We start from the raw sequence: 13,292 nt of genomic DNA on the forward strand, positions 1-13,292 counted from the left end.
ACCTGGGGCGGGCCGGTGACGGGCGGGCCGTGGCGATCAAGGTCCTTCAGGAGGGCGTCGCGGGTGACGGGCGGTTCGCCAAGGAGATCGACGCCGCCCGCCGGGTGGAGCCGTTCTGCGTGGCCCAGGTGCTGGACGCCTCGCTGGGGCCGCGCCCGTACATCGTGACGGAGTACGTGGACGGGCCGTCGCTCCAGGAGGCGGGCCGGCACGCGGGCGGTGACCTGCGGCGGCTGGCGGTGGCGACGGCCACGGCGCTGGCGGCGGTGCACGCGGCGGGCATCGTGCACCGCGACTTCAAGCCGGCGAACGTGCTGCTGGGGCGGGACGGGCCCCGGGTGATCGACTTCGGCGTCGCGCGGGTGACCGACGCCGCGCTGACCCGTACCAGCGGTGTCATGGGGACGCCGGCGTACATGGCTCCGGAGCAGCTCGCGGGGGAGGTCGTGGGGGCGGCGGCGGACGTGTTCGCGTGGGGGGCGGTGATCGTGTTCGCCGCCACGGGCGAGCCGCCGTTCGGTCAGGACGCGCTGCCGGCGGTGATCAACCGGATCCTGCACAACGAGCCCCGGCTGGGTGATCTCCAGGAGCCGCTGCGGTCGATCGCCTACGCCTGCCTGGCCAAGGACCCCCGGGCCCGGCCCGCGATGCAGGACGTGCTGCTCCGCCTCCTCGGCGGCCCCGCGAGCCATGCCTGGGGCGGCGTCCCTGCCGAGGGGCCGGCGGTGGCCCTCGCCGGAGGCCAGCCCGTCCCCGGAGGGCAGCCCGTCCAAGAAGGCATCACGCAAGAAGCCCACCACCTCCCCCAAGCCGACCGTCACCCGCAAACCCCAGTCAACCGCCACAAAACCCACCGAAGAGCCCACAAAGCCCACTCAAGAGGCCACGAAACCACCCCAGGAGGCCACGAGCGTCCGCCTCACGATCAGGCCGATCAAGGTGTGGGACAGCCCGCCCAGGTCCCCCGACTGCACCATGCCCCCGGTGAACTTCGAGACCACCGTCGAGTCCAACCGTCACCTGGTGCGGATCTCCGCGCGGTGGATCGTGGACGGCAAGACCCTGGACACCGGCAACGCGATCGTCCCGGAGGAGCAGAACACCGCGTTCATGCCGTCGACGATGCACATGCTGGACGCCGGGCCGCACACGGTGACGTTCAAAATCACGTCCCCGGTGGTCAGGTCGAGCTCGGTGAGGTTCACGGTGTGTCAGATCGAGGGCTAGCCGCCTGGAGGTAGGTGAGGACCGCCAGGACCCGCCGGTTGCCGTCCTCGGCCTGGAGGCCGAGCTTGGCGAAGATGTTGCCGATGTGCTTGACGACGGCGCCCTCGGTGACGTGCAGCCCGGCGGCGATGTGGCTGTTGCTCCCGCCGGCCGCCATGCGGCTCAGCACCTCGCGTTCGCGCTCGCTCAGCGTGTCGATCGCGCGGGGCCGGTTGACGGCCATGAGGTGCCCGACGACCTTGGGGTCGATGACGATCCCGCCGCCCGCGACGACGTCGAGCGAGTGCATGAAGTCGGCCACCCGCCCCACGCGGTCCTTCAGCAGATAGCCGACGCCGCCCCGGGGCTCGGCGATGAGCTTGGCGGCGTAGGTGTCGCCGAGATACTGCGACAGCACCAGGACGCCGATGCCGGGGTGCTCGGCGCGGATCGCCAGGGCGGCGCGCAGCCCGTCGTCGAGGTTGCGCGGCGGCATCCGCACATCGGTGATCACCACGTCGGGGCGGTGCTCGGCGACGGCCGGCAGCAGCGCGTCGGCGTCCTCGACGGCGCGGACGACCTCGTGGCCGAAGCGCTCCAGCAGGGCGATCAGCCCTTCCCGCATCAAGGCCGCGTCCTCGGCGATCACCACACGCATGATCCCATTGTCGCTCACCGTGGACGGGGGATGTCGGCGACGATCCGGGTGGGGCCCCCGGGCGGGCTGTCGACGAGGAGGTCGCCGGAGAGCATCGTGGCCCGCTCGTACATGCCGACGATGCCGGTCCCGCGGGCCGAGCTGGCGCCGCCGAGCCCGTCGTCGGTGATGGTCATGACGATGCGGTCGCCCGGCGCGGCCAGTTCGATGCGGATGCGCTCCGGGTAGGCGTGCTTGACGGCGTTGGTGACCGCCTCGCTGGCGATGTAGTACAGCGACGACTCGACCGGCAGAGGCAGCCGTCCGACGCCGTCGGCCTCGACCGTCGCGGACACCGGCATCCGGTGTCCCAGCTCGCGCAGCGCGGCCCCGAGCCCGTCGTCGATCAGCGTGCGCGGTCGCAGCCCGTGCACGATGTCGCGCAGGGTGTCGAGGGCGAGCTCGGTCTCGCGCCTGACGGCCTCAAGCGACTCCAGCGCGGCGGTCTGCGCGGGCCCGGCCGGGATGGACTCGCGCAGCTCCAGTTCGAGCATGCCGAGCCGCATCGCGGCGGTGGCCAGGTGCTGCTGGGTGCCGTCGTGCAGGTCGCGCTCGATGCGCTGCCGCTCGCCCTCGAACCGGTCCAGCTCGGCGATGTTGGCCCTGGCCAGCGACGTCACCTGCGACTGCAGCTCCTCCACCCGGGGCGAGAGCAGCGTCGTGGCCAGGAAGCTCTGCCCGTAGGTGAGCAGCGTGGAGACGTACGGCAGCGCCACGGTGGCGGCGAGGCTGGCCAGCGTCACGAGCACCAGCTCGTGCGGCTCCGGCCGCTGCTGCCATTCGATCCCGGTCAGCACGGCGAACGCCACGACCATCCAGATCGCCGACATCGCGCCGGCCACGGCGAGGAAGACGATGGACAGCAGCCCGGTCACCACCTGCACCAGCGCGAAGGCCACCTCCCGCCACAGCATGGGCTGCTGGAGACGGGCGAGCCCGCGTCGCCTCGGCTCACCGGGAATCGCCTCGAACCCGGCCAGCCGCACCATGCGCCGCTCGATCCTGGCCAGGAACGCGGCCCAGAACGGGAACAGCAGCGGCAGGCTCACGGCCGCCAGCGCCGGAACCCACAGCACCGCGTGGACCAGGGTGTAGGCCAGGCTCCGCCACGGCCAGCGCGACGTCAGGAAGCGGAAGGGGGAGCCGCGCAGAGCGGACCAGGCATTGGACATGCCGAGAAGCCTACGAAGAGCGGACATTCCAGTCAGTGAGGCCATGAGGAGACCTCCAGGTGGGCTTTCCCCTACTTCGAAACCGCGCGCACCACGCCACGGGCGGGCGCGGCCGGCCGCCATCCTGCGTGTACGCTGCGCGGATGCTGAAGCTGGACCGGTTGGTGAACGTGCTGGGCGGCTACGGCGCGCGGCTCCGGCTGGCGCCCGCGTCCCGCAGTGTGGAGCTGCGCAGCGTCGTCGTGCACGACCCGGCCGACGACCGGCCGGCCGGCGGTGACGTGTTCCTGGCGGTGGGCGTGGAGTCGACCGCCGAGGCGGTGCGGCTGGCGCGGGCCGCCAGGGCCGTCGTGGTGCTGGTCCGCGAGGGCGTGCCGGTGGACGACACGGCGCTGGCCGGCGCCCGCGACGCCGGGATGGCCGTCCTCGTCGTGGACCCCGAGGTGTCCTGGAGCCAGCTCCTCGGCGTGGTGTACGGCCTGGTGCTGGAAGGGCGCGAGACGGAGGCGGGACGCGGCCCGACCGACCTGTTCGCCTTCGCCGACACGCTGGCCGGTGAGCTGGGCTTCCCGGTGACGGTGGAGGACCAGATGTCGCGGGTGCTGGCCTACTCGGGCTCCCAGCAGACCGCCGACCCGGTGCGGCTGGAGACGATCCTGGGCCGGCGGGTGTCCGACCCGATGCGCCGGCTGCTGGCGCGCAAGGGCGTCTTCCGCCATCTGGCGACCTCGGACGAGCCGGTGTTCGTGACGCCGTCGCCGGAGCACGGGCTGCGCGGCCGGATGGTGGTGGCCGTGCGGGCCGGGCGTGAGCTGCTGGGCTCGATCTGGGTGGAGTGCGAGCGGCCGCTGGAGGGCGCGCCGCTGACCGTGCTGGCCGACGGCGCCCGGGCCGTCGCGCTGCATCTGCTGCGCTCGCGCGTGAGCGCGGACCTGGAGCGGCAGGTGGAGTCCGACCTGGTCATCCAGCTGCTGGAGGGCACCGCCGACGCGCCGGCGCTGATCAGCCGGCTGGGGCTGCCGGGCGGGCAGTTCCGGGTGATCGCGTTGCAGGCGCACGTCGGCGAGGAGGCGCACGCCGCGATCCTGATGGCGTTCGAGCGGGCGACGACGGGATTCGGCTGGTCGCGGCCGGGGCGCAGCGCGCTGTTCGGCAACACGCTCTACACGGTGCTGCCGAGCGGCAACGAGCCCGCGCCGGCCCGCGACTGGGTGGCCGCGATCGCGCACGTGCTGCCGCGCCGGGTCACGCTGCTGGCCGGGCTGGCCGGCCCGGCGGCGCCGGCGCAGCTGCCGGCCGGCAGGCAGGAGGCCGACGAGAGCCTGGCCCTGCGCGCCGCGCGGCCGGGCGGCGACCTGGCGGTCGTGTACGACGAGTCGTGGGACGCGATCCTGCTGCAGCGGCTGCGCGCGGCGGCCTCGGCGGGCCGCACCCCGGCGCGCGGCCCGGTCGCCGAGCTGACCAGGCACGACGCCGAGCACGGCACCCGCTACATCGAGACGTTGCGCGCCTGGCTGGAGGCGCAGGGCGACCTGGCCGTGGCCGCCACCCGGCTCGGCGTGCACCCGAACACGGTCCGCTACCGGTTCAGGAAGATGACGGCGATCACCGAGCTCGGCCTCGACCAGCCGGAGAAGCGGCTGGCGATGATCATCGCGCTGGCGGTGGCGTTGTCCTAGCCGGACAAACGGCGGCCCCGCGGTTGTCGGCGGCAGATGAACCGTTCCCGCGTCGTACGGGCGATCCTTCACCTGTATCGGAGAGAGCGGAGAGGGTGGCAATGCGTATCGACGGCGGGCCGCGTACGGCAGTGGTGATCGGCGCCGGTGTGGTGGGCCTGTCCACCGCCTGGTTCCTGCAGGAACGCGGTGTCGACGTGACCGTGGTGGACCGCGACGGGGTCGCGGCGGGCTCCTCCTGGGGCAACGCCGGCTGGCTGTCGCCCGGCCTGGCCATCCCGCTCAACGAGCCCGGCGTGCTCCGGTACGGCCTGCGCTCCCTGCTCGACCGGGACGCCCCGCTGCACGTGCCGACGACGCCCGACGTGGGGCTGTGGGCGTTCCTGACCCGGTTCGCGCTGCACTGCAACTGGAAGGACTGGGGCCGCGCCGTCCGGGCCAACCTCCCGTTCAACGAGGAGTGCCTGGAGGCGTTCGACGTCCTCACCTCCAGCGGTGTGGAGGCGCCCACCGTCGAGGCCCCGATCATGGCCGCGTTCCGCACCCCGAAGCAGGCGGTCTCGCTGCTGCACGAGCTGCGGCGCATCAACGACTCCGGGCTGGAGATCCGCTACGCCGCCTTCGAGGGCGCGGAGCTGCGCAAGCAGGCGCCGCAGCTGTCCGTACAGGCAGAGGCGGGCATCCGGCTGGACGGGCAGCGCTACGTCGACCCGGGCGCGTTCACCCACGCGCTGGCGCGGGCCGTCACCGCGCGCGGTGGCGTCATCCGCTCCGGCTTCGCGGTGACCGGCGTGAGCCAGGAGCCCGGCGTGAGCCAGGAGCCCGGCGGGCTGGTCGTGCGGTCCGGCAGCGGTGAGAGCGTCAAGGCCGAGAGCGTCGTCGTGGCGACGGGCGCCTGGCTGAACCGGCTCGCCAAGGAGTGGGGCGTGCGGACGCAGGTGCGCGCCGGGCGCGGCTACTCCTTCACGGTGCCGACGGACGAGCCGGTGCGCGGCCCGATCTACCTGCCGGCCGTCCGCGTCGCCTGCACCCCGTACCAGGGCAAGCTGCGCGTCGCGGGCACCATGGAGTTCCGTGACCCGGACGCCCCGCTCTTCCAGCGGCGGGTCGACGCGATCATCGCCTCCGCGAAGCCGCTGCTGTCGGGTGTGCACTGGGAGGAGCGCACCGACACGTGGGTGGGCCCGCGTCCCGTCACCCCTGACGGCATGCCGCTCATCGGCGCCACCCGGGTGCCCGGCATCTACGTCGCGGGCGGGCACGGCATGTGGGGCCTGACCCACGGCCCGGCCACCGGCCGGATGCTCGCCGAGCAGATCACCACGGGCAAGCAGCCGGAGGCCCTGCGGGCGTTCGACCCGACCCGCTGACGGACGAGTCACCTTCCGGGCCTCGCGCGACTCCGAAGGGAGACGGGCACCGGGACGAGCTAGGCGGCCGGGCGGTCGGCGAGCGGGCGGCGGCGCATGGCCGGGTCCGTGAGTGACCGGGGGCGCCACGCGCCGTCCGGCTGGTAGAGGTTCACGCCGGGCGGGACGATCTCGTCGATGCGGTCCAGCGTCGCGTCGTCGAGGACGAGCGAGGCGCCCTTCAGGCTGGCTTCGAGCTGCTCCATCGTGCGCGGCCCGATGATCACGGACGTGACGGCGGGATGCGCCAGGGGGAAGGCCACGGCGAGCTCCGGAAGCGTGCACCCGAGGTCCTCGGCCACCTCGACGAGCCGCTCGACGGCGTCCAGCTTGACCTGGTTCTCCGGGATCGCCGGGTCGAACCGGGCAGGGGTGATCCGGGCCCGGCCGCTTGTCAGGTCGATCGGCCCGCCCTTGCGGATGCGGCCCGTCAGGAACCCGGACGCGAGCGGGCTCCAGGTCAGCACGCCCATCCCGTACCGGAGACAGGTCGGCAGCACCGACGTCTCCACGCCGCGCGCCATCAGCGAGTACGGCGGCTGCTCGGTGCGGAAGCGCGACAGCCCGCGCCGCTCGGCCACGTGGTGCGACTCGGCGATCTCCTCGGCCGGGAAGGTCGAGCAGCCGAACGCCCGGATCTTCCCCTCCCGCACCAGGTCGCCGAGCACGCCCAGCGTCTCCTCGATGTCGGTCGTGGGGTCCGGGCGGTGCACCTGGTACAGGTCGATCCAGTCGGTGCGCAGCCGCCGCAGGCTCTCCTCGACCTCCCGCACGATCCACCGCCGCGAGTTGCCGCCCCGGTTCGGCCCCTCGCCCATCGGGAAGTGCACCTTCGTGGCGAGCACCACGTCGTCGCGCCGCCCGGCCAGCGCCTTGCCGACGATCTCCTCCGACTCGCCGGTCGAGTACATGTCGGCCGTGTCGACGAAGTTGACGCCCCGGTCGAGCGCCGTGTGGATGATCCGAACACACTCGTCGTGGTCGGGATTGCCCACGAAGCCGAACATCATCGCCCCCAGGCAGTGGGTGCTCACCTCGATGCCGGTGCCGCCAAGAGCGCGGTAGCGCATGGTTCCTCCAGAAAATCCGGTACGTGTCCGGCACGTTAGGAGTTCGAGTCGGCTCTAGGTCAAACTGGACACCATGCTGACCATCTCCCAGGTCGCCGAACGCACCGGCCTGAGCGTGCACGCGCTGCGCTTCTACGAGCAAGAGGGCATCCTGGCCCACCCCGTCGAGCGTGACGGTGGCGGCCGGCGTGTCTACACCGAGGAACACGTCGACTGGCTGACCATGTGCGTGCTCTTGCGCGCCTCCGGCATGCCGCTGCCCGACATCCGCCGCTACACCGAGCTCGTCCGGCAGGGTCCGGGCACCGAGGACGAGCGCCTGGAGCTGATGCGCGCCCACCAGGAGCGGGTGACCGGCCAGATCGACGAGCTCACCCGCTGCCTGGACCTGATCACCTTCAAGGTCGGCGTGTACGAGGACCGCCTGGCCGACTCGCCCGAGCGGGTGTGCGGCGTCGGGCGGATGTGATCACCAGTTGGCCGGCAGCCCCGGCGTCGTCGCGGGCAGCGCGTGCCCCGGCGGGTGGATGACGTACACCACGCCGCCGCTGCTGGAGCTGCGCAGCCACACGTTCTCGAAGTCGGCCCGCGGGTAGACCCGGCGCACCGCGCTGTTGGTGGGCGATGCCGGGTCGTTGGCGATCACGTCGCCGTCCGAGGTGAACCCGACGACCACCATGATGTGCCCGTCCGTCCCGTAGCCGGCCCCGGGCAGCTCGCCCTTCTTGAACGACTGCGAGGTGATCACCGGGATGCCCGCGCCGACCAGCTTCTCCAGCTCGGTCAGCGTCCGCAGCCGGGTGACGAACCCGTCCACGCCGTAGCGGCCCGCGTAGGCGACGTTGAACGGCCAGTTGCCCGCGCCCTCGTAGGCGTGGTCGTAGGTGAACCGCGCCGCGTGGTCGACCTCCGGGTTCGGGTCGGACGGGTCCACCCACGCGGTGTCCTGGGCGCTCGGCCACCGGTCCCAGAAGCCCAGCACCATCGTGGTCGAGGACGGGCTGCACCACGCCTGGCCGCCGCCGTCCCATTCCGGGTAGTGGCCCGAGTGGATGCTCTGCGACCGGCGCGGCACGTCCAGCTCGGTGCCCCAGGCGCCGCCGCCGGGGCTGACCGGGACCTTCTTGCGCTCCGGGACCCGGGAGGCCATCGCGCCCAGCGTGCGCACGCGCGGCGTCACGGCCGAGCCCGGCTCGCGGTAGAGGGTGACGCGGAGCTGGTAGGCGTCGATGCGCTTGCCGTCGGCGGCCACCAGCGTGTCGACGGCCACGTTCGCGTCGTCGTCGCCCTGGCCCGGCACCGAGGTGCGGCGGATGTCGCCCTCGCCGTAGGCCCAGCGGCCCAGCACGTACCACTTCGTCAGCCCGGCCGCGTGCCGGGCGCGCGCCTCGACCTGCATCCAGCTCCCGGCCGGGATGTCGGCCGTCCAGGAGGCGATCAGCTCGGTCGCGCCGAAGCCCGTGGACCGCTCGGGCCCGGTCCAGCGGGCGTACTCCCAGTTCTTGGTGCCGAGCGCGTCGGTGTAGGAGGCGGTGCCGGCGGCGGCCGCGAACGACAGCCCGTCGCCGGCGCGGGTGCCCTCGGCGGTGCCGCCGGCGAAGTCGGCCCGCTGGTAGACGACGTCCGCCTGTCCCGCCGCCGGCTTCGCCGAGGCGACGGCCTGGCCGGTGGGCGCGGTGAGTGCGGTGGCCAGCACGACGGTGGAGAGGAACGCGGTCAACGTACGCATGTACCCACCTTCACGGACGGCGCTCGATCCGGCAGACAGTAGGCGCGGCGGGTATGGGAACGCATCGGCAAATGTACGTAACTAGCGCTTCGGGCCCTTGCCGCGGTTGGACTTCTTCTTGGCCTGGCCGGGGGGCAGGTCCGGCCGGCCGGATGAGGTGGTGCTCGCCCTGCTGGGACGCGCGTGGGACACCTGCCTGGCCTGCAGCATCCCGTCCGACGTCGCCTGCTCGGCGGTGGCGGTGACCGTAGCGGTGGCGGTTGCAGTGGCAGTGGCAGTGGCGGTGGCAGTGGCGGTGGCGGTCGCGGTGGCGGTGGCGGTGGCGGTCGCGGTGGGGACCGTCGCGGGTACGGGCGGGCCCGCCACGGGGGTGGCGCTCCACGAGGTGGCGGCCACGACGATGCCGGCCAGCACCAGCCCCAGCAGCCCTGCCACCTCCCGGCGCCGCGACCTGTCTTCGCCGGGCCGGCGTAACGCGGCCCGCCCTGCTCCGGCGCTCCCGGACGGCTCCAGGAGGGCGGTCAGCTGCCGGTGCGCCTCGGCGGAGCCGGTGCGGCGCTCGGGGTCCTTCTCCAGCAGCCCGCCGATCAGCGGCGCCAGCTCACCGGCCCGCTCGAACGGCTCGGGGTCGGCGCTCACGACCGCGCTCAGCGTGGCCAGCTCGCTGCTGTGCCGGTACGGCGCCCGCCCCTCCACCGCCGCGTACAGGGTCGCCCCCAGCGACCACAGGTCGCCCAGCGCCGTGGACGGCCCGCCGGCCGCCCGCTCGGGCGCGATGTAGGCCGGCGTGCCCACGACCATGCCGGGGGTGCTGGCCGATCCGTCGCCGTCGAGCGTGGTGGCCAGCCCGAAGTCGGTCAGGATCGCGTGCCCGTCGGAGGTGAGCAGGATGTTGCCCGGCTTCACGTCACGGTGCAGCACCCCCGAGGCGTGCGCGTAGCGGAGCGCCGCCAGCACCTCCAGCCCGATGCGCGTCACGGTAGGCACGGCCAGCGCCCCCCGGTCCGCGATCATGCGGGCCAGGCTGCTCGACGGCACGTACTGCATGACGATCCACGGCCGTTCGCCGGCCAGCACCACGTCATGGACGGCGGCGATGTTCGGATGCGTCAGCTTGGCGGCGATCCGCGCCTCCCGCATCGTGTCGGCCGCGCGCTGCCCGCCGACGGTCACCTCCTTGACGGCGACCTCACGGTCGAGCAGCTCGTCGCGGGCCCGCCACACGGTGCCCATGCCGCCCACGCCCAGCTTCGCCAGCAGCCGGTAGCGCCCGCCCAGTAGCCATCCTTCCAATGACATACCCATGGCTTACCCGATCAAGGGACATCACGCAATGCACTCGTACGAGTACTGGAAGGTCGCCACAAGCTATGGAAAGGTAGGTGAAATGGCTCCGAAGATCGCGACCGCCAGCCGGGTGGAGCTGCCCGAGCTGCTCGATTTCCTCCGTCCCCGGCATCATGGCCTGCTGTCGACCACCCGCGCCGACGGCCGTCCGCAGCTCTCGCCGGTCACCTGCGGCGTCGACGGCGACGGCCGAATCGTGATCTCGACGTATCCCGACCGCGCCAAGGCCCGCAACGCCCGCCGCGACGACCGGGCGTCGATCTGCGTCCTGTCCGACGACTGGGACGGCCCGTACGTGCAGGTCGACGGCCGGGCCGAGGTGCTCGACATGCCGGAGGCGCTGGACGGGCTGGCGGAGTACTTCAGGTGCATCTCCGGCGAGCACCCCGACTGGGACGAATACCGTGAGGCCATGCGCCGTCAGGACAAGTCGCTGATCCGCCTGCACATCGAACGCTGGGGCCCGATCGCGACCGGCGGCTTCCCGGCCCGCCTCAGCCCGCCCGCTCCCTGAGGAAGTCGCGCAGGACGACCGCCTGGTTGTGCTCGGTGTCCTTGGCGCTGTAGAGCAGCGTCACCGGGCCCTTCCCGGCGGCGTCGAGCAGCGGCCGCACGGCGTCGTCGTGCCTGTCCAGCTCCGCGCGGTAGCGCTCGGCGAACTCCGCGAACCGCTCCGGCCGGTGCCCGAACCACCGGCGCAGCTCCGTCGAGGGCGCCACGTCCCGGGCCCAGGCGTCGAGCCGCAGGTCGTCCTTGCGCATCCCGCGCGGCCACATCCGGTCCACCAGGAACACCGCGCCCGCGGCCGGCTCGTGGTCGTAGACGCGCTGGATCTCGATCGGCCCCATGACCTGGATCCTGCCCCGGACGGCCACGCTCATCCGGAGAAATCTTCTCCACCCAGTCGGGCGGCCAGCGCCTCGGCGGTCATGGGCGGGCCGAGCGGCGGCGCCCACGGATGGTTGCGCAGGCCGGTCAGCAACAGCTCCAGAGTCCGTTCGCGCAGGTCCTGAGCCAGGTCCGGCGGCAGCGTGGGCAGGCCGCGGATGAGCAGGCTGACCGCGCCGAGCACGTCGACCGCGCCCGCGTCGCGCCGCATCGTGCCCTCGGCGTGCGCGTCGCGGACGATCGCGTCCAGCGTGTCGAGCAGCGTGGCGCGCGCCTGCCGGATCCCGGGGACGGCGGCCAGGCGGTCGGCCTGCGGGCGGGCCATCCAGCTAAGCACGTCCAGGCGGAGCCCGGCGCAGCCACGCATGAAGCAACTGAGCGCGTCCCAGGCGGCGGGCTCCTCGGCGCGGGCGGCCACGGCCAGGGCGAGCATCCGCTCCAGCCCGTCCGCGACCACGCCGATCACCAGGCTGTCGCGATCGGGGAAGTGCCGGTAGAGGGTGCCGGGGCCGACGCCGGCCCGCTTGGCGACCTCGTCCGTCGTGGCGCCGGGGCCCTGCTCGGCGAAGACCGCGCGGGCCGTGTCGATGATCAGCTCACGGTTGCGCCGGGCGTCCGCCCGGAGCCGTTCCGGCGCGCGCATGCGGGGCGGGCCGCCTCTCGTCGTCGGTTGACCTGTGTCCGTCACAGAGGATAGCTTGCCACGAAACGGAGAAAATCTCTCCGTATATCGGAAGGGAACTTCGTATGCGCGCACTCATCGCCTGGGAGTACGGACCGGCCGAGACCCTGACGCTCGGCGAGCTGCCGACGCCCGCACCGGCGGCCGGGGAGGTCCTGGTGAAGGTCAGGGCCGCCTCGCTCAACCCGGCCGACCTGCTGATGACCGGCGGGGCGGTCCGGGCGGCGTTCGAGACGACGTTCCCGTTCGTGCCGGGAACGGACGCCGCCGGCACCGTGGTGCGGATCGGGCCGGGGGTGGACACCTTCGCCGAGGGCGACGAGGTCTTCGCGTTCGGCGCGCCGCCGTCGTACGCCGCCCAGTTCGGGCTGCCGGCGCTCACCTCGGGGACGATCGCCGAATACGCGACCTTCCGGGCCGACGGGCCGTTCGTGGTCCGGCGTCCGGACGGGCTCGCCCCCGAGACGGCGGCGGCGCTGCCGGGCACCGGCCTGACCGCGGCCGCCGCGATGCTGGATGGTGACTTCGGGCCCGGGGAGAAAGTCCTGGTCATCGGCGCGACCGGCGGCATCGGCAGCATCGTGGTGCCGATGCTCGCCAAGGAGAGGAAAGCGCACGTCATCGCCACCACGACGGCCGCCGACGAGCGCTACGTCGCGGAGCTCGGGGCTGCCGAGTCGATCGACTACCTGGCCTGCGACGTGGCCGCCGAGACCCTGCGCCGCCATCCGGGCGGCGTCGACGCGATCGTCAACACCGCCCTGCACGGCGACGCCGTCGTCCCGGCCGCCCGCGCGCTGCGCCCCGGTGGCCGGCTGATCAGCACGACCCCCGGCACCCCGGCCTCGTGCGGCCGCGACGACGTCACGGTCACCGTGGTCAACGGGCCGCCCGGCGTCACCGCCGAAACCCTGCCGGCGCTCGCAGCCCGCGCGCTCGACGGCACGCTGCCGGACATGATCAGCCGCCGCTACGCCTTCGACCAGGCCGAACAGGCCTTCCGCGAGTTCGCCGCCGCCACCCACACCCGCGGCAAGTATGTGATCACCATGTCGGAGCAGAGGTTTTCCGGCACCCGGCTCGGATAGGAGGCGACCCCAGACGAAACAACAGACAAGGGGCCGGACATGGGTGCCGACGACAAGATCTCGAACAAGGCCGAAGAGCTCAAGGGCAAGGCCAAGGAGGGCATGGGCCGGGCGACCGACGACGAACGCCTTGAGGCCGAAGGCCGCGCCGACCAGAGCGAGAGCAAGGTCAAGCAGGCCGGCGAGAAGGTGAAGGACGCCGCCCGCAACGTCAAGGACGCGTTCAAGCGCTAGAGTTCCCGGCCGCCGCCAAGGGAGTCGAACCCCGCGAGGGCGCGGCAGGCGCGGCGGCCGGGAACTCTAGCGCTTGAACGCGTCCTTGACG

General features: G+C 73.0%; 14 protein-coding genes. 7 read left to right on the forward strand and 7 right to left on the reverse strand.

Features of this window, described 5'->3' with window-relative positions:
* The coding region (locus ADY59_RS49315; protein ID WP_156326084.1) for a protein kinase domain-containing protein at positions 1 to 1,241 on the forward strand (1,241 nt) is incomplete at its 5' end.
* Here ADY59_RS49315 and ADY59_RS42520 read toward each other — a convergent pair.
* The gene (locus ADY59_RS42520; protein WP_049575513.1) at positions 1,202 to 1,864 is read right to left on the reverse strand and encodes a response regulator transcription factor; all 663 of its coding nucleotides are present in this window, start codon (positions 1,862 to 1,864) and stop codon (positions 1,202 to 1,204) included. The genes ADY59_RS49315 and ADY59_RS42520 overlap by 40 nt on opposite strands.
* Positions 1,865 to 1,878: 14 nt before the next feature.
* Complete coding sequence (locus tag ADY59_RS42525; protein ID WP_049575516.1) at positions 1,879 to 3,075, reverse strand: sensor histidine kinase; 1,197 nt, start codon at positions 3,073 to 3,075, stop codon at positions 1,879 to 1,881.
* Positions 3,076 to 3,218: 143 nt separating this feature from the next.
* On the opposite strand from ADY59_RS42525, the gene ADY59_RS42530 reads away from it, so the two are divergent.
* Complete coding sequence (locus ADY59_RS42530) at positions 3,219 to 4,754, forward strand: PucR family transcriptional regulator (protein ID WP_049575519.1); 1,536 nt, start codon at positions 3,219 to 3,221, stop codon at positions 4,752 to 4,754.
* A 101-nt stretch (positions 4,755 to 4,855) separates the two neighbouring features.
* Positions 4,856 to 6,124: an NAD(P)/FAD-dependent oxidoreductase gene (locus ADY59_RS42535; RefSeq protein ID WP_049575523.1), complete on the forward strand. Its 1,269-nt coding sequence runs from the start codon at positions 4,856 to 4,858 to the stop codon at positions 6,122 to 6,124.
* A gap of 59 nt (positions 6,125 to 6,183) precedes the next feature.
* Here ADY59_RS42535 and ADY59_RS42540 read toward each other — a convergent pair whose 3' ends face one another.
* Positions 6,184 to 7,233, reverse strand: coding sequence for an aldo/keto reductase (locus ADY59_RS42540; protein WP_049575526.1), 1,050 nt, complete (start codon positions 7,231 to 7,233; stop codon positions 6,184 to 6,186).
* A 73-nt stretch (positions 7,234 to 7,306) separates the two neighbouring features.
* Between ADY59_RS42540 and ADY59_RS42545 the strand changes: the two genes are divergently transcribed.
* Entirely contained in the window at positions 7,307 to 7,702 is a 396-nt protein-coding gene (locus ADY59_RS42545; protein WP_049575529.1) for a MerR family transcriptional regulator, read from the forward strand.
* On the opposite strand, the gene ADY59_RS42550 is transcribed toward ADY59_RS42545, so the two are convergent.
* Both ADY59_RS42550 and ADY59_RS47850 read right to left on the reverse strand, forming a co-directional pair.
* Entirely contained in the window at positions 7,703 to 8,962 is a 1,260-nt protein-coding gene (locus ADY59_RS42550; protein WP_049575531.1) for a C39 family peptidase, read from the reverse strand.
* Positions 8,963 to 9,043: 81 nt separating this feature from the next.
* Positions 9,044 to 10,261: a serine/threonine-protein kinase gene (locus ADY59_RS47850; RefSeq protein ID WP_197094116.1), complete on the reverse strand. Its 1,218-nt coding sequence runs from the start codon at positions 10,259 to 10,261 to the stop codon at positions 9,044 to 9,046.
* Between the two features lie 88 nt (positions 10,262 to 10,349).
* On the opposite strand from ADY59_RS47850, the gene ADY59_RS42560 reads away from it, so the two are divergent.
* Positions 10,350 to 10,823, forward strand: coding sequence for a PPOX class F420-dependent oxidoreductase (locus ADY59_RS42560; RefSeq protein WP_049575534.1), 474 nt, complete (start codon positions 10,350 to 10,352; stop codon positions 10,821 to 10,823).
* On the opposite strand, the gene ADY59_RS42565 is transcribed toward ADY59_RS42560, so the two are convergent.
* Both ADY59_RS42565 and ADY59_RS42570 read right to left on the reverse strand, forming a co-directional pair.
* Positions 10,804 to 11,190 carry a DUF488 domain-containing protein gene (locus ADY59_RS42565; protein WP_442937797.1) on the reverse strand — a complete coding sequence of 129 codons (387 nt, stop codon included), beginning with the start codon at positions 11,188 to 11,190 and terminating at the stop codon, positions 10,804 to 10,806. The two genes, ADY59_RS42560 and ADY59_RS42565, sit on opposite strands and share 20 nt — an antisense overlap.
* Positions 11,187 to 11,840, reverse strand: coding sequence for a TetR/AcrR family transcriptional regulator (locus ADY59_RS42570; protein ID WP_049575537.1), 654 nt, complete (start codon positions 11,838 to 11,840; stop codon positions 11,187 to 11,189). Before ADY59_RS42570 ends, ADY59_RS42565 begins: the two co-directional genes overlap by 4 nt.
* A gap of 104 nt (positions 11,841 to 11,944) precedes the next feature.
* On the opposite strand from ADY59_RS42570, the gene ADY59_RS42575 reads away from it, so the two are divergent.
* Positions 11,945 to 12,967, forward strand: a complete 1,023-nt coding sequence (locus ADY59_RS42575) for an NADP-dependent oxidoreductase (RefSeq protein WP_053175695.1) — start codon at positions 11,945 to 11,947, stop codon at positions 12,965 to 12,967.
* 39 nt (positions 12,968 to 13,006) lie between these two features.
* On the forward strand, positions 13,007 to 13,201 hold the full coding sequence (locus tag ADY59_RS42580; RefSeq protein WP_049575540.1) for a CsbD family protein: 195 nt from the start codon (positions 13,007 to 13,009) through the stop codon (positions 13,199 to 13,201).
* Positions 13,202 to 13,292: the final 91 nt, after the last annotated feature.

Source organism: Nonomuraea sp. SBT364 (genome assembly GCF_001083785.1).
In the GTDB taxonomy this organism is placed as follows: Bacteria; Actinomycetota; Actinomycetes; order Streptosporangiales; family Streptosporangiaceae; genus Nonomuraea.